Annotated in this window: 15 protein-coding genes; 12 read left to right on the top strand and 3 right to left on the bottom strand. The window is 71.1% G+C overall.

Annotated features, from left to right (window positions below):
* The first annotated feature begins 37 nt into the window (after positions 1-37).
* From LL239_RS08340 to holA, 5 genes are all read left to right on the top strand, one after another.
* Positions 38-1288, top strand: a complete 1251-nt coding sequence (locus tag LL239_RS08340; protein ID WP_228162965.1) for an anthranilate synthase component I family protein — start codon at positions 38-40, stop codon at positions 1286-1288.
* Between the two features lie 91 nt (positions 1289-1379).
* Entirely contained in the window at positions 1380-3956 is a 2577-nt protein-coding gene (gene leuS / locus LL239_RS08335) for a leucine--tRNA ligase (protein WP_228162964.1), read from the top strand.
* 160 nt (positions 3957-4116) lie between these two features.
* The gene (locus LL239_RS08330; protein ID WP_228162963.1) at positions 4117-4743 is read left to right on the top strand and encodes a ComEA family DNA-binding protein; all 627 of its coding nucleotides are present in this window, start codon (positions 4117-4119) and stop codon (positions 4741-4743) included.
* Positions 4740-7046, top strand: a complete 2307-nt coding sequence (locus LL239_RS08325) for a ComEC/Rec2 family competence protein (protein ID WP_228162962.1) — start codon at positions 4740-4742, stop codon at positions 7044-7046. The genes LL239_RS08330 and LL239_RS08325 overlap by 4 nt, the downstream gene beginning before the upstream one ends.
* Before the next feature lie 107 nt (positions 7047-7153).
* Positions 7154-8191: a DNA polymerase III subunit delta gene (holA, locus tag LL239_RS08320; protein WP_228162961.1), complete on the top strand. Its 1038-nt coding sequence runs from the start codon at positions 7154-7156 to the stop codon at positions 8189-8191.
* A 571-nt stretch (positions 8192-8762) separates the two neighbouring features.
* On the opposite strand, the gene rpsT is transcribed toward holA, so the two are convergent.
* The 3 genes from rpsT to LL239_RS08305 form a co-directional block, all read right to left on the bottom strand.
* Positions 8763-9023: a 30S ribosomal protein S20 gene (rpsT, locus tag LL239_RS08315; protein ID WP_228162960.1), complete on the bottom strand. Its 261-nt coding sequence runs from the start codon at positions 9021-9023 to the stop codon at positions 8763-8765.
* A 115-nt stretch (positions 9024-9138) separates the two neighbouring features.
* Positions 9139-9864, bottom strand: a complete 726-nt coding sequence (locus tag LL239_RS08310) for an alpha/beta fold hydrolase (RefSeq protein WP_228162959.1) — start codon at positions 9862-9864, stop codon at positions 9139-9141.
* A gap of 90 nt (positions 9865-9954) precedes the next feature.
* Positions 9955-12699, bottom strand: a complete 2745-nt coding sequence (locus tag LL239_RS08305) for a putative Ig domain-containing protein (RefSeq protein WP_228162958.1) — start codon at positions 12697-12699, stop codon at positions 9955-9957.
* Between the two features lie 138 nt (positions 12700-12837).
* Between LL239_RS08305 and lepA the strand changes: the two genes are divergently transcribed.
* The 7 genes from lepA (at position 12838) to LL239_RS08270 (ending at position 20038) form a co-directional block, all read left to right on the top strand.
* Positions 12838-14682 (top strand): translation elongation factor 4, encoded by a 1845-nt coding sequence (gene lepA / locus LL239_RS08300; protein ID WP_228162957.1) that lies wholly within the window; start codon positions 12838-12840, stop codon positions 14680-14682.
* 44 nt (positions 14683-14726) lie between these two features.
* Positions 14727-15371: a DUF1990 family protein gene (locus LL239_RS08295; RefSeq protein ID WP_228162956.1), complete on the top strand. Its 645-nt coding sequence runs from the start codon at positions 14727-14729 to the stop codon at positions 15369-15371.
* On the top strand, positions 15371-16588 hold the full coding sequence (gene hemW / locus LL239_RS08290) for a radical SAM family heme chaperone HemW (protein WP_228162955.1): 1218 nt from the start codon (positions 15371-15373) through the stop codon (positions 16586-16588). The genes LL239_RS08295 and hemW overlap by 1 nt, the downstream gene beginning before the upstream one ends.
* A gap of 81 nt (positions 16589-16669) precedes the next feature.
* A complete protein-coding gene (gene hrcA / locus LL239_RS08285; protein WP_228162954.1) occupies positions 16670-17704 on the top strand; it encodes a heat-inducible transcriptional repressor HrcA in 1035 nt (344 codons plus the stop codon).
* 51 nt (positions 17705-17755) lie between these two features.
* Positions 17756-18877 carry a molecular chaperone DnaJ gene (dnaJ, locus tag LL239_RS08280; RefSeq protein WP_228162953.1) on the top strand — a complete coding sequence of 374 codons (1122 nt, stop codon included), beginning with the start codon at positions 17756-17758 and terminating at the stop codon, positions 18875-18877.
* 2 nt (positions 18878-18879) lie between these two features.
* Entirely contained in the window at positions 18880-19614 is a 735-nt protein-coding gene (locus LL239_RS08275; protein WP_228162952.1) for a 16S rRNA (uracil(1498)-N(3))-methyltransferase, read from the top strand.
* A 76-nt stretch (positions 19615-19690) separates the two neighbouring features.
* Positions 19691-20038: an HIT domain-containing protein gene (locus tag LL239_RS08270; protein WP_228162951.1), complete on the top strand. Its 348-nt coding sequence runs from the start codon at positions 19691-19693 to the stop codon at positions 20036-20038.
* Positions 20039-20047 lie beyond the last annotated feature (9 nt).

The raw sequence follows: 20047 nt of genomic DNA, 5'->3' as shown, positions 1-20047 counted from the left end.
TCAGCCTAGGGGCGCGGTGTCCCCCTAGCCTGGGAGCGTGCCGCGTTCTGTCTCCACGGTCGTCCTGCCGCGGTGGCGGGATCCCGACGCTGTCTTCGCCGCCCTGTTCGCGGGCGACGCGCACGCTTTCTGGCTGGACGCGGGAGCGGAAGCCGCGACGGGGTGGAGCTATCTCGGAACGGGCCGTCCCGCCGCGGCCGCCGCCCCTCTGGCGATGGATGCCACGACTCGAACGGACGTCGCTGCGGGGGGCCCGGCCTTCCGCGGCGGGTGGGTCGGGTGGATCTCGTACGAGGGTGCCCCCGCGTGGATGCGCGTCGATGAGCTGCTCGCGTTCGACCACGGTTCCCGGCAGGTGTGGGCGGTCTCCGCGAACGACTCCGCCGAGGCTCTCGCCGATGCCGCGACCGCGGCGCCGGAGGCCCCGCCCGTCCGGGATGCCGAGGCCCGGGGCGTGGCATCCGGGCGTCACACCCCCGATCGCTACGCCGAGCTCGTCGCGGCCTGCCGGGACCGCATCGGTGACGGCGACGCGTACCAGCTGTGTCTCACCACGCGGTTCACCGTCCCGGGCGCGACCGACGCGCCGGCCGCATTCCGTCGCCTGCGCCGGGAAGCGACCTCGCACCACGCCGGTCTCGTGCGCCTCGGCGACCGGACTCTCGTGAGCGCCTCGCCCGAGCGCTTCCTCGAGGTGCGCGGCGGCCGCGTCCACACGCACCCCATCAAGGGCACGCGCCCGCGGCATCCCGATCCGACGCTCGACGCCGCCCTCGCGGACGACCTGCGGACGGATGCCAAGGAGCGCGCCGAGAACGTCATGATCGTCGACCTCATGCGCAACGACCTGACGCGGGTGTGCCTCCCGTCGTCCGTCGGCGTCGACCGGCTTCTCGAGGTCGAGAGCTACCCGACCGTGCATCAGCTCGTCAGCGAGGTCTCGGGTCAGCTCCGTCCGGGAACGACCATCGGCGAACTGGTGGACGCGGCGTTCCCGGCGGGAAGCATGACAGGCGCGCCCAAGGCCTCGGCCATGGAGATCCTCGCCGGGCTCGAGGGGGCGCCGCGCGGGGTCTACTCGGGCGCGTTCGGCTGGATCGGCGATGACGGCGCGGCCGATCTCGCGATGGTCATCCGCAGTATCGTCGTCGAGCCGGATGCCGCCTGGGTCGGAGCCGGCGGAGGGATCACGTGGCGGTCGGTCGCGGCATCCGAGGTGGCCGAGGTCGGCATCAAGGCCAGGGCTCCGCTCGCGGCGCTCGGTGCCATCGTGCCCCCGGGTTGGTGAGGGCGCACCGGGGCCGGAAGCGTCCGCGCGCGGTCCGGTAGCCTGGACGCTGGCCCTCGTGGCCTCCCGACTTTCACGATTGGTCTCACCCGTGTCTCAGAACCCCTCTTCCGCGCCGTCCGCCGACGGAGGCTTCGACCCTCACGAGATCCAGGCGAAGTGGCAGCAGGCGTGGGCCGAGAAGGATCCCTTCCGCGCCGGCGGCGATGCCGACACGCGCCCGCGCAAGTACGTGCTCGCGATGTTCCCGTACCCCTCGGGCGACCTGCACATGGGGCACGCCGAGAACTACCTCTATTCCGACATCGTCGCCCGCTTCTGGCGCCACCGCGGCTACAACGTCCTGAACCCCATCGGGTGGGACTCCTTCGGCCTGCCCGCCGAGAACGCCGCCATCAAGCGCGGGGCCGACCCGGTCGAGTGGACCTACGCGAACATCGCGCAGCAGAAGGAGAGCCTGAAGGACTACGGCGTCTCGTTCGACTGGAGCCGCGTGCTGCACACCAGCGACCCGGAGTACTACCGCTGGAACCAGTGGCTGTTCCAGAAGCTGTACGACCGCGGTCTGGCGTACCGGAAGGACGCCCTGGTCAACTGGGACCCGGTCGATCAGACGGTGCTCGCCAACGAGCAGGTGCTGCCCGACGGCACGAGCGAGCGCAGCGGCGCCGTCGTGGTCAAGAAGAAGCTGACCCAGTGGTTCCTGAGGATCACCGACTACGCCGATCGTCTGCTCGACGACCTGAACCAGCTCGAGGGCTTCTGGCCGCAGAAGGTCATCCAGATGCAGCGCAACTGGATCGGCCGCTCGGTCGGGGCCGACATCGAGTTCGAGATCGAGGGTCGCGCCGAGAAGATCACGGTGTTCTCCACGCGCCCCGACACCTTGCACGGTGCGACGTTCTTCGTCGTGGCGCCCGAATCCGACCTCGCGGCCGAGCTCGCGGCATCCGCGGACATCGAGGTGCGGCAGCGCTTCCAGGCGTATCTGGAAGAGGTGCAGCGCGCGACCGACATCGAGCGACAGGCGACCGACCGCCCCAAGACCGGCGTGTTCCTCGGGCACTACGCGATCAACCCGATCAACGGCGAGAAGCTCCCGATCTGGGCGGCCGATTACGTGCTGGCCGACTACGGTCACGGTGCGGTCATGGCGGTGCCCGCACACGACCAGCGCGACCTCGACTTCGCCCGCGCGTTCGACCTGCCGGTCAAGGTCGTCGTCGACACGAACGCGCCCGTCACCGGCGCCATCCCCGTCATCGAGGTCGACGAGGACGGCGTGCCGATCGACCCGCTGGGCGACGTCGACGACCTCGACCCGATCAAGACCGGGGTCGCCCTGACCGGCGATGGTCGCATGATCAACTCCGGGTCGCTCAACGGACTGTCCAAGCGCCACGCGATCGCCCGCGTGATCGACGAGCTCGAGACCAAGGGCGTCGGGCGCGCCGCGAAGACCTACCGGCTGCGGGACTGGCTGATCTCGCGTCAGCGGTATTGGGGCACGCCGATCCCGATGCTGCACGCCGAGGACGGCACGATCGTGCCCGTGCCCGAAGACCAGCTGCCGGTCGTGCTGCCGTCGGTGGAGGGCCTCGACCTCAAGCCGAAGGGCTCGTCCCCGCTGGGGGCGGCGACGGAGTGGGTGCAGGTCACCGACCCCGAGACGGGTCAGACGATGCTGCGCGACCCCGACACGATGGACACGTTCGTCGACAGCTCCTGGTACTTCCTGCGCTTCCTGTCGCCGACCGACCCCAACGAGGCGTTCTCGATGCACGAGGCCCGGAAGTGGGGTCCCGTGGACTTCTACATCGGCGGCGTCGAGCACGCGATCCTGCACCTGCTGTACGCGCGCTTCATCACCAAGGCCCTGTTCGACATGGGGCTGGTGGAGTTCACCGAGCCGTTCTCGAGCCTGATCAACCAGGGCATGGTGATCCTCGACGGCGCGAAGATGTCCAAGAGCAAGGGCAACCTCGTGCTCTTCCAGGAGGAGCTCGACGCCCACGGTGCCGACGCGCTGCGCGTGGCGCTGGCCTTCGCGGGCCCCGTGGAGGACGACAAGGACTGGAACGACGTCTCGACCACGGGCGCGGCGAAGTTCCTCGCCCGGGCGCTCCGCATCGCGCACGACGTCGACAGCGAGACCGACGTGGTGTGGGCCGAGGGCGACCAGTCCCTCCGCCGCGTCACGCACCGCCTGCTGGCCGAGGCGCCGAACCTCATCGAGCAGACGAAGTTCAACGTCGTGGTCGCGCGACTGATGGAGCTGGTCAACGCCACCCGCAAGGCGATCGACGGGAACGCCGGCGCGAGCGACCCGGCGGTTCGCGAGGCCGCCGAGGTCATCGCGATGACCCTCGACCTGTTCGCCCCGCACACCGCCGAAGAGATGTGGCAGACGCTCGGCTACGACGGCTTCGTCGGCCTCGTCACGTGGCGCCAGGCCGACCCGACGCTCCTGGTCGAAGACACCGTGACCGCGGTCGTGCAGATCGACGGCAAGGTGCGCGGCACGCTCGAGGTCTCGGCCAAGATCGGCGCCGACGAGCTCGAAGCCGCCGCTCGCGCCGACGAGAAGGTGCGCCGGGCGCTGGGCGAGCGCGAGATCGTGCGTGCGGTCGTGCGGCCGCCCAAGGTGGTCAGCTTCTCGACCAAGTAGACGGTTCCGGATGCCACGTCCCCGGTGCTCCACGGAGCGCGGGGCGTGGCATCCGTCGTTCAGGGGACTTCTTCTCCCCAACAGCGGTATCTCCCTCGGTGGTCCACGAAACGGCCCCGCGGGGCGGCCGCGCCTCTGCGGGCCTTCGTAGCGTGCAGGGGTGACCGTAGTCGACGAGCCCGCAGATCCTGCAGCCCCCACCCCGCGGCTTGATCCGCGGCGGCGCCTGGGCGTCGGTGCGGTGATCGTCCTGGTCCTGCTCGCGTTCGCCGTGACCGTCGGGATCGGCATCTTCCGTGGCGCGACGGGTGCGGAGACGGTGACCACCTCACCCGCGCCGACCGGATGGGCCAGCGGCGTTCCGGGAGCTGCGGTGTACGTGCATGTCGCGGGCGCGGTGCGGGAGGCCGGCCTCTACCGGCTGGCGGCGGGCGCCCGGGTGGCGGATGCCGTCGCCCGCGCCGGCGGATTCGCCGACGACGCCGCGCGCGACGGGGTGAACCTCGCACGGACCGTGACAGACGGCGAGCAGATCGTCGTGCCCGTCGAGGGTGCGGTGCCGACCGCCGCCGCCGCGGATGGAACCTCCGCCTCCGGGCCCTTGGACCTCAACAGCGCGACGCGGGAGCAGCTCGACGCCCTGCCTCGGATCGGTCCGGCGCTGGCAGACCGGATCCTCGCGTGGCGGGAGGAGAACGGCCGCTTCACGAGCGTCGACGACCTCGGCTCGGTGCCCGGCATCGGCGACAAGCTGCTCGCGGGCCTGCGGGATCTGGTTCGCGTATGACTGAGCGGCAGGCTCTGCGGCGGCGGGCGTGGCGCGGGGTCACCGTCGCCGCGGTGACCTGGATCGGCGCCGCCGCCGCGACGGCGGCACCGGAGGCGGGGATTCTCGCGGCCGCTCTCGTCATCGCGGCCGGCGGCGCGGTGGCACTGTTCGTCCGGTTCCGACGTCCGGCCGTGCTGGTCGCGACGGTGGCCCTGGCGTGCGCCGCCGCTGCCGGCGGAACCGTGGCCGCGCTCGCCCCGACGCGCGCGGCGATCGCCCACCTCGAGGTGGACGGGGGCCGCCATCTGCGCGTCACGGCCACGGTGACGGGCCACGTGTCCGGGAGCGCCGACGGCGGCGCGTGGTTCGACGCGACGGTGTCGGCCGTGTCCGCGGGCGACACCACCGTGCGCGGCGTCATCCCCGCCCGCATCGGCGTGGACGCCGAACGTCGCGATCGGCTCTCCGCGGTGGGACAGGGGAGCGAAGTGGTTCTCTCCGGACGCGCGGTGCCGGCGGATCCGGCCGAGCGAGCGGTCCTGGTCCTGCGGGCGACCGAGGTGGAGCGCGCACCGCCGCCCGAGGGCGTGTGGGCGGTGTTCGAGGATCTTCGCGACGGACTCATCGCCTCGACCCGCGGCCTCCCTCAGCCCGGCGCTGGATTGATCCCCGGTCTGGCCGTCGGCGATACATCGGGCCTCGACGCGGCGACCGAAGCGGCGATGAAGACCTCCTCGCTGTCGCACCTCACCGCGGTCTCGGGCGCGAACTGCGCCCTGGTCGTCGGCGCCGCCTTCGCTCTGCTCGCCGTGAGCGGGGCGCGACGATGGCTGAGGGTCGTCGGCGCGCTGCTCGTTCTCACGGGGTTCGTCGTCCTCGTGACGCCCGAACCCAGCGTCGTGCGGGCGGCGGCGATGAGTGCGATCGGCATCCTCGCGTTGGGTCTCGGTCGCCCCACCGTGGGGGTGGCCGTCCTCGCCGCGGCGGTCACGGTGCTCCTCATCGCCGACCCGTGGTTGTGCCGGTCCCTCGGGTTCGCGCTGTCGACCGCAGCCACCGCTGCTCTGCTGGTCCTGGCCCGCCCGCTGGCGGACGGACTCGGGCGCTGGATGCCGGCACCCCTCGCCCTTGCGCTGGCGGTGCCGACATCGGCACAACTCGTCTGCGGACCGCTCATCGTGCTCATCGACCCGCACGTGCCGCTCCTGGGCGTTGCGGCGAACCTGCTCGCCGACCCGGCGGCCGCTCCGGCCACGATCGCGGGAGTGCTGGCCTGCGTGCTACCCGTTCCCTGGCTGCGCGACGGGCTGACGGCGGTGGCCTGGATCCCCGCGGCGTGGATCGCGGGCGTGGCACACACGACGGCGTCCGCCCCGGCTCAGAATCTGCCGTGGCCCGACGGCCCCCTCGGAGCGGCGCTCCTCACCATCGCGGGTGGAGCGGTCGCTGTCGCGCTCGCTCGTCCTCGGCGAGTGCCGCGGATCACCGCACTCGCGACCCTCACTGTCGCGGTGCTCGTCGGTGCGATCGGCGGCACCAGCACCATCCGCACCGTCGCCGGCCCGCTGACGATACCGAGCGGATGGCAGGTGGCGATGTGCGACGTCGGGCAGGGGGATGCCACTCTCTGGCGGTCCGGATCGGCTGCGGCGCTCGTCGACACCGGACCCGAGCCGGAGCCCCTCGCCGAGTGCCTCGCAACCCTGGGAATCGACCACCTCGACCTCGTCGTGCTGACGCACTTCGACAAGGATCACGTGGGCGGGTCCGAGGCCGTGCTCGGCCGCGCGGATCTCGTGGTGCACGGGCCGATCGGCGAACCGGCTGACCAGAGGCTGCTCGATCGGTTCGCCGCGGGCGGGTCCCGACTCCAACCGGCAGCCGTGGGTCTCACGGGTGGCCTGGGGGACACACGGTGGCAGGCTCTCGGGCCCTTGCCCGGGATGGAGCCGGGGAACGATGCCAGCGTCGTCATCGACGTCTCGGGGCCCGGCTTCCCCCGGATGGTCATGCTCGGCGACCTCGGGGCCGAACCTCAGGCCGCGCTCCTCCGCCGCGTCGACGTCCCGCGTGTCGAGATCGTGAAGGTCTCCCACCATGGCAGCGCAGACCAGGATCCGGCGCTGTATCACCGCCTGCAGGCGAGGGTCGGGCTCATCGGCGTCGGCGCGGGCAACACCTATGGGCACCCCACCCTCCGGCTGCTCGACATCCTGCAAGACACCGGCACCGTCGTCGCTCGCACCGACACCGATGGCATCCTGGCCGTCTGGCACGACGAAGAGGAACGACTCACGCTCTGGCGGCAGCGGGCGCCGTGACGCCGGCCGCGCCATCGGACGCCGCATGGCCGTCAGCGTCCGCCACGATGTGTTCGCCACCGTCCCCGTCCGGCATCCGTGTCCGACCCGGTCGGTAGGCTGGGGGAGTGACCCCGGCCCCCCGACGCTCCGCCCCCGCGAAGGCGAAGTCGGCCATTCCGCAGATCGGCTGGCGCACCCCGCAGCCCGCGCCGATCGTGCTGGTCTCCGGCCCTGAAGAGGTCTGCGCCGAGCGCGCGATCGCGGGTGTCCGCGACTACCTCAAGAGCGAGGATCCGAGCCTCGAGGTCACCGACGTCCGCGCCGACGACTATGCCGCCGGCACCCTGCTCGCGGTCACGTCGCCCTCGCTCTTTGGCGAGCCGCGGCTCGTGCGCGTGGGCGGCGTCGAGAAGTGCTCCGACACCTTCCTCACCGAGGCGCTGGCGTACCTCGCGCACCCGCAGGACGGCGCCACGGTCGTGCTGCGACACACCGGAGCGAGCGTCCGCGGCAAGAAGCTGCTGGATGCCATTCGCGCGGGGCAGGGGAACGGTATCGAGATCGCGTGCCCGGCGATCAAGCGCGACTCCGACCGCTTCGACTTCGCCGTCGGCGAGTTCAAGGCCGCGCAGAAGAAGATCGCCCCGGTCGCCCTGCGCTCCCTCGTCTCCGCGTTCGCCGACGATCTCACCGAGCTCGCGGCCGCGTGCCAGCAGCTCATCGCCGACGTCCCGGGCGACATCGACGAGCGTACGGTCGAGCGGTACTACGGCGGCCGCGTCGAGACCTCCGCCTTCACCGTGGCCGACACGGCGATCGCCGGCCACTACGGCCAGGCGCTTCTGGCGTTGCGGCACGCGCTGGCATCCGGAGCCGACCCGGTCCCGCTCGTCGCCGCCGTCGCCATGAAGCTGCGGACGATGGCACGCGTCGCCGGCAATCGCGAATCCTCGTCTGCGCTCGCCCAGCGCCTCGGCATGAAGGACTGGCAGGTCGACCGCGCCCGCCGCGACCTCGTCGGCTGGACCGCCGCGAGCCTCGGCATGGCCATCCACGCCACCGCCCGCGCCGACGCCGAGGTCAAGGGCGCTTCCCGCGACGCGGTCTTCGCACTCGAGCGGATGATCACGATCATCGCCACCCGCCAGCCCTACGGCCGCTGACCAGGCTCTTCGCCTACCGGGGCGCACTGTGTGCACCGGGGCGGTCGATGCGCGCCCCAATGCACCAACGAAGCCCCGCAGCGTGACGACCGCACTCGCGTGTGCGGACAGGAACACGGGGGCGCGATGCGGGCGCTGGGCCGCGGTGTGAGCGCTGGGCCGCGATGTGGCCGCTGCACCGCAATGTGGACGCTGGTGCGCGGTGTGGGCGCGGCGCCGCAATGTGGACGCTGGTGCGCGTTGTGGGCGCGGCGCCGCAAGGAACGCGCTGGGGCGCAGCGTGTGCATTGGGGCGGTCGATGCGCGCCCCGATGCACCAACGAAGCCCCGCAGCGTGACGACCGCACTCGCGTGTGCGGACAGGAACGCCGAGGAGTGTGTGTGCGCTGGGCCGCAATGCGGGCGCTGGGCCGGTCGATGCGCGCCCCAATGCACGAACGACGCCCCGGAGCGTGACGACCGCACCCGCGTGCGCGCACGGGAATACGGGAACACCGAACGGCGCCGCGATGCACCTGCGAACGACGAAGCCCGCCCCGCGGTGCGGGACGGGCTGTCGAAAGGATGCGGCTCAGAGAGCGGCGACCTGCTTCGCGATGGCCGACTTGCGGTTCGCGGCCTGGTTGGCGTGGATGACGCCCTTGCTCACGGCCTTGTCGAGCTTCTTGCCGGCGGTGACGAGCGCCTTCTCGGCGGCTTCCTTGTCACCGGCGAGGATGGCCTCGCGCGTGCGACGCACGTGCGTCTTGAGCTCGCTCTTGACGGCCTTGTTGCGCTCGCGCGCCTTCTCGTTGGTCTTGTTGCGCTTGATCTGCGACTTGATGTTCGCCACGTCGACGGTCTTTCGTTTGAGTGAGTGTTGGAAGTGCCGGGCGAGCGGTAGAGGGACGCTGCACCGGCGGTCGTGGAGGTCGGGAAAAACCCCACACGCAAGCCAAGGGTCGAGTCTAACAGGTCGAGGCCTCGATCGTGGTGAGCGCCACATCGAGCACCGCGTTGAACACCCGCGGGCGCATGGCCGTCACGAGGTGGGTCGTCCGCGGGACGACGATCAGTTCGGCATCCCGCGCCACCGAGAGGAAGAGCTTCTCGTTGATGCGTAGCTGATCCCACTGCCCGTTCACGAACCACAGGGGTACATCGATCCGGCGCAGCGCCGCGAGCAGGTCGAGCACAGAGAGGCTGCGCAGTGCAGTGTCCTGTGCGTCGAACGCGTAACCGCCCGCGCCGAAGTCCTCACGGGTCTCGGGCGGGAGCGTCCGATCGAGCACATAGTTCGTCACCCGCATGCCGCGGTCGGGAAAGGAATCCAGCCGACGTGCGAAGAACCGATACGCCGAGAGCCCGGCCCCGCGCGGGATCGAGGTGCAGGATGCCGCGACGAACGCCGCGACCGGCGGCCGGTCCTCGCGGCCGACGTACTCGATCGAGAGCAGTCCGCCCATGGAGTGGCCGACCAGCAGCACGGGGCCGCGGGTCGCGGCATCCCGGACCGCCCGATCGATCGTGGCGAACGCCTCGTCGAGGGTGAACGTCTCCCCGCGGCGCGTTCCGTGACCGGGCAGATCTACCGCGGTCGCCGGATTGCCGCGCTCCCTCACGTGCTCCACCTGTGCACGCCACATCGTCGCCGACGTGCGGATGCCGTGCACGAGCACGACCTGGACCGTCATGGCATCCAGCCTACGGAGGAGGCGCGTTGCCCCTCCGACCGTGCGGCATCGCGCACCGTTGGTGCCGCGGCACTCGAGCAGGCTCGTCCATCAGGCGCTCCGTCGCCGAGTTGCGATCACCACGACGACGGCACCGCCGACCGCGGCGACCACGAGCAGCGCGACCAGCACCCACAACAGGGGAGCGGGACCGGAGTCGCTCGCCGTCACCGTCTGCTCCGCAGCCGGTGTCGCCACCGGGGCCGGGGCACTGGATGCGGAGGCCGTGGGGCTCGGGGCCGGGATCGACGCGGAGGATTGCGTCGGTGCGGGAGTCGGCGTCGACTCGGCGGAGGACGGCCGCACCTGGGCGCCCTCGCGCGTCGAGCCGCCCCGGGTCGACGAACCCGGCGCCGAGCCCGCCCCCGCCGGTGCGGGATTCGCGCCCGTCCCCGCCCCCGGCGTCACATCCGGACCCGATCCGCCGTTCCCGCCCGGGGCCGGGAGCGAGGGGGCGATCGCTTCGAGGGTGAGCGAACTGGTCGCCGTGAATCCGCCGGCCGATCCGGTGATCGTGTAAGTGACGGGGGTCATGGCCGAGAGGAACGCTCCCGACACCGAACCTGTGGCGGGGTTGAGCGAGAGACCGGTGGGCAGCTGAGGATCGATCGTGTAGCTCGGCGAGGCGGGGAAGCCCCACGCGTTCAGCGGCGCGGTCGACAGCGGGTATCCCACCTGGACCTGCTCCGTGACACCGGCGGGTGACAGCGCCGCGCTCACCTCGATCGACACTGTCGCCGTCTTCGAGAACGTGCCGCTCGTCGCGGTGATCACCGTGTCGACGGGTGTCTGCGCGGCCGAGGGCCGTCCCGTCAGAGTGCCGTCTGCGGAGAGTGTCAGCCCCGCCGGCAGCGCGGGTGACGCCGTGAGGGTGACCGGGTCGGGGAATCCGATCGGCTCCACGATCCGCTGATCGACGGCGTCACCCGCCACGTAGCTGGGGTTGGGCACCCGCACGACGAGGTCGAGAGGAACGGTGAGGTCGATGGCGGCCGTCGCCGTGAATCCGCTCCCGGACGCCGTGATCGTGAAGGTCTCGTCGAGGGGTCCCGCGGGCGAGCCGCTCACGACGCCCGTGGCCGGGTCGAGGGACAACCCCACAGGAAGCGCGGGAGAGACGGAGTACGTGATCGGGGCGGTGTCGGGGAACCCGTCTGCAGAGAGCGGCGCCGTCGACAGCGGGGTACCGATCTCGCCGAGGACGGACTGGGTCGCGGGGCTGACGATCGCGCTCACCCCCAGCGTCAGAGTCGCGGTCGCGGACTCGTTCCCGGCGCTCGCGGTGATCGTGTAGTCGGTCGGCTCTGCGGCGGCCAGAGGCGTCCCGCCGATGACACCCGTCGCCGTCTCGAATCCCAGGCCGACGGGAAGCGTGGACGGCGAGATCGAGTACGTCGGCGGCGAAAGGAAGTTGACCGGGGTCAGCGCCGACGAGGCGTAAGCCGTTCCAACGGTGGCCTGGGAGATCTGCGCGGCGGGCGAGAGCGTCGGGACGGCCGCAGCGGTGACCGTGAGAACGGCGCCGGCGACCTGGGAGCCGGACTGGGCATCGATCGCGACGGTGAGGGTCGAGGACGGCATGACGCCGGAAAGCACACCGGTGGTGGGGTCGAACGACACGCCGTCGGGCAGACCGCCGTTGGCGACTGTGAAGGTCGTGGGCTCCTCATCGAAGCCGGAGCTGCGGAGAACGCTCGTGGCGAAGGCTGAACCGGGAACGACGCTGAGACTCTGGGACCGCGGGCTGATCGCGGGGATCTCCAGCACCGTCACGGTGCCATCGCTGATCTCGTTCGAGACGTAAGCCCGCTGCCCGTCGGTGGAGATCGCGATCCCGTACGGGTCGTCGCCCGCGGCGTAGGGGCCGCTCACCGGAGCCGCGGGATCGCGCACGTCGATCGCGGTCACACCGTCGGAGCCCGTGACGTAGGCGGTGTAGCCGTCCGGCGAGATGGCGACGTCCTGCGCGTCGTGCACGCCGGACACCGTCGCGAGGTTGGGCGTGTCGCCCGCACCGAACGAGGTGACGACGTCGACCGTGTCGTTCTCCCAGTTCGACACGACCACGGTCGTACCGTCCGGAGTGACGGCGACGTCTTGGGGACGGACACCGCCGCTCAACGAGATCGAGTGCACCAGAGCGAAGCTCTGTGTGTCGATCACGTACAGCGACGCAGAGAAGAGATCGCCTCCGACCGCGAAGGCGAGCGATCCGTCGGGCGAGAGCGCGAGGGCCTCGAGGTCGTAGAACTCATCGACGTAGACCGCGCCCGCCTGTGTTCCCGACGGGAGGTCGAGGGCGGCGATGCCGCTCCACCCCGAGAACGCGTTCATCGACGCCCACAGGGTGCCGCCGTCCGGGCTCAGCGCCAAGCCGCTGATGGCGCCCGCTTCGCCCTCGTAGTCGGGGTACATCCACGGGCCGGACGTCGCGCCCGTGTCGGACGCGTACCCGGTCACCAGGCCTTCGGCCCCGGCGACGTAGATCACAGAGCCGTCGGCGGAGGGTGCCAGAGCGGTCGGCGGGTTATCGGTGAGGTCCGTCACGACGGTGTTGAACGTGGATGACGCGGAGTCGGTGTCGACGACCTGGGTCGATCCCGCCGAGCCGATGAACGCGAGATCGCCCGTGGCCGGGGTCACCACCATGGTCGGGTCCTCGCCGATTCCCGCGACGATGGTCGACACGATCGACACGGCGGGCGCCGGGCTGGCCTGTGTCAGAACAGTCCCCGCCGTCAGGCAGCCGACGGCGAGGATCGACACAGCGATACGGGTGGAACGAGCCGCTTTCACGGGACCTCCGGACGAGTGAACGCAAGGGGGCGGCGGGCCGGGGTCGCTCGCCACGCGAAGCTTGACACGCGCGTGATCGCGGAAGCAAACACCACCCGGCACGGCGATGTCGGCGCGCGCCCGTAGAATCGACGGAACATGTCACCGCGCGCCCTGAAGCCCCTCGAGCCGTCCGCCACGCCGCCGGCGCAGATCCGCAACTTCTGCATCATCGCCCACATCGACCACGGCAAGTCGACGTTGGCCGACCGCATGCTGCAGATCACCGGCGTCGTCGCCGACCGCGATATGCGCGCGCAGTATCTCGACCGCATGGACATCGAGCGCGAGCGCGGCATCACGATCAAGTCGCAGGCCGTGCGCATGCCGTGGGCTGTCGAGGGCGAGACGTTCGCGCTCAACATGATCGACACGCCCGGTCACGTCGACTTCACGTACGAGGTGAGCCGCTCGCTCGCCGCGTGCGAGGGCGCCATCCTGCTCGTGGACGCAGCGCAGGGGATCGAGGCGCAGACGCTGGCGAACCTCTACCTCGCGCTCGAGAACGACCTGCAGATCATCCCGGTGCTGAACAAGATCGACCTGCCCGCGGCCGATCCCGACAAGTACGCGGCCGAGCTCGCCGGGCTCATCGGCGGCGACCCCGAAGACGTGCTGCGCGTCAGCGGCAAGACGGGCATGGGCGTCGAGGCCCTGCTCGACCGCATCGTCGAGCAGATCCCGGCACCGGTCGGCGTGGCCGACGCCCCCGCTCGCGCCATGATCTTCGACTCCGTGTACGACGCGTACCGCGGTGTCGTGACGTACGTCCGCATGGTCGACGGCGCGCTGTCGCCGCGCGAGCGCATCCAGATGATGTCGACCACGGCGACGCACGAACTGCTCGAGATCGGTGTGTCCAGCCCCGAGCCGGTGCCCACCAAGGGCCTCGGCGTCGGCGAGGTCGGCTACCTGATCACCGGCGTGAAAGACGTGCGGCAGTCGAAGGTCGGCGACACGATCACGAATCACCGCAAGCCCGCGACCGATCCGCTCGCCGGGTACACCGACCCGAAGCCCATGGTCTTCTCGGGCATCTACCCGATCGACGGCAGCGACTACGCCGAGCTGCGCGAGGCGCTCGACAAGCTGAAGCTGTCCGACGCCTCTCTGCAGTACGAGCCCGAGACCTCGGTCGCCCTGGGCTTCGGCTTCCGCTGCGGCTTCCTCGGGCTCCTCCACCTCGAGATCATCACCGAGCGCCTCTCGCGCGAGTTCGGTCTCGACCTCATCACGACCGCCCCGTCGGTGACCTACGAGGTCACGACCGACACCGGCGAGGTCGTCTCGGTGACCAACCCGAGCGAGTACCCCGACGGCCGTGTCGCCGAGGTGTCCGAGCCGATCGTCAAGGTCGGCATCCTGCTCCCGAAGGACTACGTCGGCACGGTCATGGAGCTCTGCCAGTCCCGCCGCGGCACGCTCCTGGGCATGGACTACCTCAGCGAAGACCGCGTCGAACTGCGCTACAACATGCCGCTCGGCGAGATCGTGTTCGACTTCTTCGACCACCTCAAGAGCCGCACCCAGGGGTACGCGAGCCTCGACTACGAGCCGGCCGGGTCGCAGACGGCCGACCTGGTGAAGGTCGACATCCTGCTGCAGGGCGAGAAGGTGGATGCCTTCAGCTCGATCGTGCACCGCGAGAAGGCCTACAGCTACGGCACGATGATGACCGAGCGGCTGCGCAAGCTCATCCCGCGTCAGCAGTTCGAGGTGCCCATCCAGGCCGCGATCGGCGCACGCATCATCGCGCGCGAGAACATCCGCGCCATCCGCAAGGACGTTCTGGCCAAGTGCTACGGCGGTGACATCACCCGAAAGCGCAAGCTGCTGGAGAAGCAGAAAGAAGGCAAGAAGCGCATGAAGATGGTGGGCCGCGTCGAGGTCCCCCAGGAGGCGTTCATCGCCGCCCTGTCGGGCGACGTCGAGACCAAGAAGTAGCGACGCCCACCGTCCTCCCATCCTCGACCCGGAGACTGGAGATCATGCGCCGGCAGAACTTCACCGACGACACGGTCGATTACGCGGCCGTGGGCGCCACCCAGGCGCACGACCTGATGCAGTATCCGCCGGAGCACTCGGTCCCCGCCGAGGACTCCTGGCGCATCGGCAGCGGCGAGGAGCGCTTCACCGCCGCCGGCGAGCTGCTCCTGTCGTGGGCGCCGTTGCGGTCGGAGGAGTTGAGCATCAGTGACGTCCGCCCGGCGACCGACGGCGGGTACTCGGGCGTCGGCTTCGACGCGGAGGGCGCACCGATCGCGCCGAGCCGGCTGGAATCCGAGCAGCGGTTCGCCGCCGACGGCACGCCGTTCGTCAGCCCCGGCACCAGCGTGCGTCTGCACGGCAAGGTCGACGGCCACCGCGCCGACGCGCACCTACGGGTCATCTCGGTGTTCGAAGAACCCCGACGGGTGGGGTACATCCTCGGCACGGTCGGTCATTCGATCGTGAGCGGTGAGGAGCTGTTCTCCGTCGAGTGGCGCGACAACGACGAGGTCTGGTTCGTCGTCCGCGCGTTCGACCGCCCCACCGCGCCGTCCTACCGCGTGTTCATCGGGCTGGTTCGGCGCCGACGCCGGGCCCTTTTCCAGCGGTACCTGCGGGCGATCTCGCCGCTGTACACCTCCTGATGGGCGGACCGCTTCCGCTCGGCGACCCGGCCCCCTCCGACGGACGGCTGCCCGACGACCTCCCGCTCGACCCCGCGGCCGACTTCGGCGTCTACCTGCACGTGCCGTTCTGCCGTGTGCGCTGCGGCTACTGCGACTTCAACACGTACACCTCGAACGAGCTGCGCGGCGCCCGGCAGGAGGACTTCGCCGACACGCTCGCCGCCGAGGTGCGCCTGGCGGGCGGAGTGATGGATGCCGCGGGCGGTCGGCGGGCGGCATCCACGGTGTTCTTCGGCGGGGGCACCCCGACGCTGCTCCCTCCGGGCGACCTGGCTCGGATGCTCGACGCAGTGCGCGGGGAGTTCGGGATCGCCGACGGGGCCGAAGTGACCGTGGAGGCGAACCCCGACACGGTCGACGACCGCGTCGCGGAGACGCTGGCCGAGGCCGGCGTCACCCGGTTGTCGATCGGCATGCAGTCCGCGCGGTCGCACGTGCTCGCCGTGCTCGACCGCACGCACGACCCGCGCAACGTGGCCACCGCGGTGGCCGCCGCGCGTCGAGCCGGCCTCGACGTCTCGCTCGACCTCATCTACGGTGCGCCGGGGGAGTCGCTCGACGATTGGCGCGCATCGCTCGACGCGGCCACCGCCCTGGGTCCCGACCACGTCTCGGCCTACGCGCTCATCGTCGAGGACGGCACGAAGCTCGCCCGGCAGATCCGTTCGGGCGTCGTCGCCCAGCCCTCCGACGACCTGCAGGCCGACATGTACGAGCTCGCCGACGACATGCTCGGCGACGCGGGATACGACTGGTACGAGGTGTCCAACTGGGCCACCGACCCGGAGCACCGCTCCCGGCACAACCTCGCCTACTGGCGCGGTACCGATTGGTGGGGGTTCGGCCCCGGGGCGCACAGCCACGTCGCCGGACTCCGGTGGTGGAATGTGAAGCATCCGGCGGCCTACGCGCAGCGACTCGCGGCGGGGGAGTCGCCCGCCGCCGCGCGGGAGCGGCCCGATGACACCGCACGGCGCCTGGAGTCCGTGCTGCTGCGCAGCCGCATCCGCGACGGGCTCCCGGTGTCGGAGCTCCTGGGCGAGGGCCGGAAGGCCGTGGCATCCCTCATCGCCGACGGGCTGGTCGAAGGACCGGATGCCGTGCGCGGGCGCATCGTCCTGACCCGCCGAGGGCGCCTGCTCGCGGACGCCGTGGTGCGGGCGCTCACCGCCTGAGCGCGCTTCCGGCTCAGCCCGGGGCGGGTGCTCTAGAATTGGCACTCAGGTGACCGGAGTGCCAGAGGGAGGGAGCCGGCCATGGTGTCCGAACGCGGCTTGCAGGTGCTCCGCGCGATCGTCCAGGACTACGTCGACACGCGTGAACCCGTCGGCAGCAAGGCGATCGTCGAGCGGCACGCCTTCGGGGTGTCGGCAGCGACGATCCGCAACGACATGGCGCAGCTCGAGGACGAAGACCTCATCGTCGCGCCCCACACGTCGTCGGGGCGCGTGCCCACGGACAAGGGTTACCGCGTCTTCGTCGACCACCTCGCCGAGCTTCGACCGCTTTCGACGGCGCAGCGGAGCGCCATCACCTCGTTCCTCGACGAAGCCGGCGACCTCGACGACCTCCTCGCGCGCACGGTCCGTGCTCTCACGCAGCTCACCGGCCAGGTCGCCATCGTGCAGTACCCCTCGTTCGCGCGGGCGAACGTCTCGCACGTCGAACTGGTCGCGCTCGGCGGCCCGCGCGTGCTCGTGATCCTCGTGACCGACACCGGCCGCGTCTCGCAGCGCATCGCGCTCGTCCCGTACGAGCCGACCGAGAGCGACATAGTGCAGCTGCGGGCCCGGGTGGGCGCGCTGCTGGTGGGTCGGAGCGTCGCGGACTGCGCGCAGATCGTCGCCTCCACCGACGGGCCGCGGCCGGGCAACGCGCTCGACGCGATCGCCGACGCCGTCCTGCGCGTCGTGGGCGAGGAGCTCGAGGAGTTCCGCCAGGACCGTCTGGTCATGGCGGGCGCGGCGACGCTCGCCAAGCGCGAGTCGGACTTCCGCGGAAGCATCTACCCGCTGCTGGAGGCCATCGAGGAGCAGGTCACGCTGCTGCGACTCATGAGCGAGATGGTCGCCGACGAGCAGGGCCTCTCGGCCAGCATCGGGCGTGAGAACGAGCCGTTCGGCCTGGTCGAGGCATCCGTCCTCGCCAGTCGGTACGACGGCTCCGCCGGCGGTGCACGCGTGGGCCTGCTCGGTCCGACGCGCATGGACTACTCCTCTAACCTCGCGGCGGTCCGCGCCGTCGCGCACTACCTGACCCGGATGCTCGAAGACGACGACAGCGCGCGTTGACGAGCACCCCACGCAGAGATCGACCCCGCGAGAGCGGGCAGGAAGGCGATTGTGGCTGACCACTACGAGGTCCTCGGCGTCGCGCGCGACGCCAGCCCCGACGACATCAAGAAGGCGTACCGTCGGCTCGCCCGCGAGCTGCACCCCGACGTCAACCCGGGGGCGGACGCCTCCGAACGTTTCAAGCTCGTGACCCACGCCTACGACGTGCTCAGCGACCCCGAGCAGCGCCGTCGCTATGACATGGGCGGCGACCAGAGTCCCTTCGGCGGCGGAGGGGCGGCCGGGTTCGGCGGTTTCAGCGACATCTTCGAGACGTTCTTCGGCGGCGCACAGGGCGGCGGCGGCCGTGGTCCGCGTCCCCGGTCGCGGCGGGAGCGCGGGCAGGACGCGCTCGTGCGCGTCACGCTCGAGCTCGGCGACGTCGTCTTCGGGGTGCACCGCGATCTCGAGGTCGACACGGCCGTGCTGTGCGAGACCTGCCAGGGCGCGTGCACCCAGCCGGGCACGAGCGAGGTCACGTGCGACATCTGCCACGGCTCGGGGCACGTGCAGCGCACCGTCCGCAGCCTCCTCGGCAACGTCGTGACGAGCCAGCCCTGCAGCGTGTGCCAGGGTCACGGCACGACGATCCCCTACCCGTGCGGCACGTGCCAGGGACAGGGCCGCGTGCGCGCGCGCCGCACCGTCTCGGTCGACATCCCCGCCGGTGTCGAGACCGGCCTGCGCCTGCAGCTCCCCGGCTCGGGGGAGGTCGGCCCGGCCGGCGGCCCCAACGGGGACCTGTACCTCGAGATCACCGTCGAGTCGCACGAGTCGTTCAGCCGCGAGGGCGACGACCTGCTCGCCACCCTCGAGGTCTCGATGCCGGATGCCATCCTCGGCACGACCACGACCATCGAGTCGCTCGACGGCAGCGTCGACCTCGAGGTGCGCCCGGGCGTGCAGTCCGGCGACGTGCTCACCATCAAGGGACGCGGCATCACGCCGCTGCGCGGCAGCCAGCGCGGCGACCTCAAGGTCGGCGTGCACGTCGTCACGCCGACCCGCCTCGACCACAAGGAACGCGCCCTCATCGAAGAGTTCGCCAAGCGCACCAAGGCTCCGAAGCCGCGCCTGGCGGAGCATCAGCAGGGCCTGTTCTCCAAGTTCCGCGACCGCTTCCGGCACTGACGGTGGCACTGCACTTCGTCACGGACGACGCGACGGCAGCCGCAGCGGGCGACGTCGTCGTGCTGGTCGGGTCCGAGGCGCACCACGCCGCCGCCGTGCGACGCGTTCGCGTCGACGAGGCGGTGACCCTCGGCGACGGACGCGGGGTGTGGCTCGAGGGACGTACGAGCGCGGTCACGCCGAAGGAGGTCTCGGTGGTCGTGACCGGTCGCGCCGAGGTCCCGGCTCCGTCACCGCGCATGATTCTGGTGCAGGCCCTGGCCAAGGGTGATCGGGACGAGCTCGCGGTGCAGGCGGCGACCGAGCTCGGGATCGACGCGATCGTCCCGTGGCAGGCGGCGCGGAGCGTGTCGCGATGGGATGCCAAGGCCGAGAAGGGCCTCGCCCGGTGGCGCACGATCGTGCGCGAGGCCGCGAAGCAGGCGCATCGGGCGTGGATCCCGGAAGTGGAGGGGGTCGCGCGTCTGGCCGACCTCGTCGCCCGGGCGCGCACCGCCCGCGTCCTGGTCCTGGAGCCTTCGGCCGAGGAGCGGCTCACTGCCGTGGCATCCGGTCCGTCGGACGAGCGCGACATCGTGCTCGTCGTCGGCCCCGAGGGCGGCATCGCGCCGGACGAGCTCGACGCCCTGCGGGCCGCCGGAGCCCGCCCGGTGCGGCTCGGCGAGACGGTGCTGCGCACCTCCACCGCCGGCGCCGCCGCGATCTCGGTGATCTCGGCGGCGACGAGTCGCTGGTAGCGAGCGCGCATCGGCGACCCGGGGCGCGTGCGGGGTGCCCGACCCGGCGTCGGAGCCCGTCGATAGACTGGATGCCATGACCGAGCCGTCGATCTTCACGCGCATCCTCCAGGGCGAGATCCCCGCCGAGATCGTCGCCGAGACCGAGAACGCCTTCGCGATCCGCGATATCGCGCCGCAGGCACCGGTCCACCTGCTCGTGATCCCCAAGACAGAGCAGTACCGCAACGTCGTCGAGCTCGCCGCGGGTGACCCCGATCTGCTGACCGAGCTGGTGGGCCTTGCCAACTCGGTCGCGGCCGAGCACGCCGACGGCGACTTCCGGCTGGTCTTCAACACCGGCCCCGGCGCCGGCCAGACGGTTTTCCACGTACACGCCCACGTCCTCGCGGGCGGACTGAACGAAAAGAGCACGGGTGGCTGATTCCCCCGA

Source organism: Microbacterium testaceum (assembly GCF_020781835.1).
GTDB classification, from domain to species: domain Bacteria; phylum Actinomycetota; class Actinomycetes; order Actinomycetales; family Microbacteriaceae; genus Microbacterium; species Microbacterium testaceum_H.
Note: the sequence above shows the minus strand (reverse complement) of the source record. Positions and strands in the feature narration are given on the sequence as shown.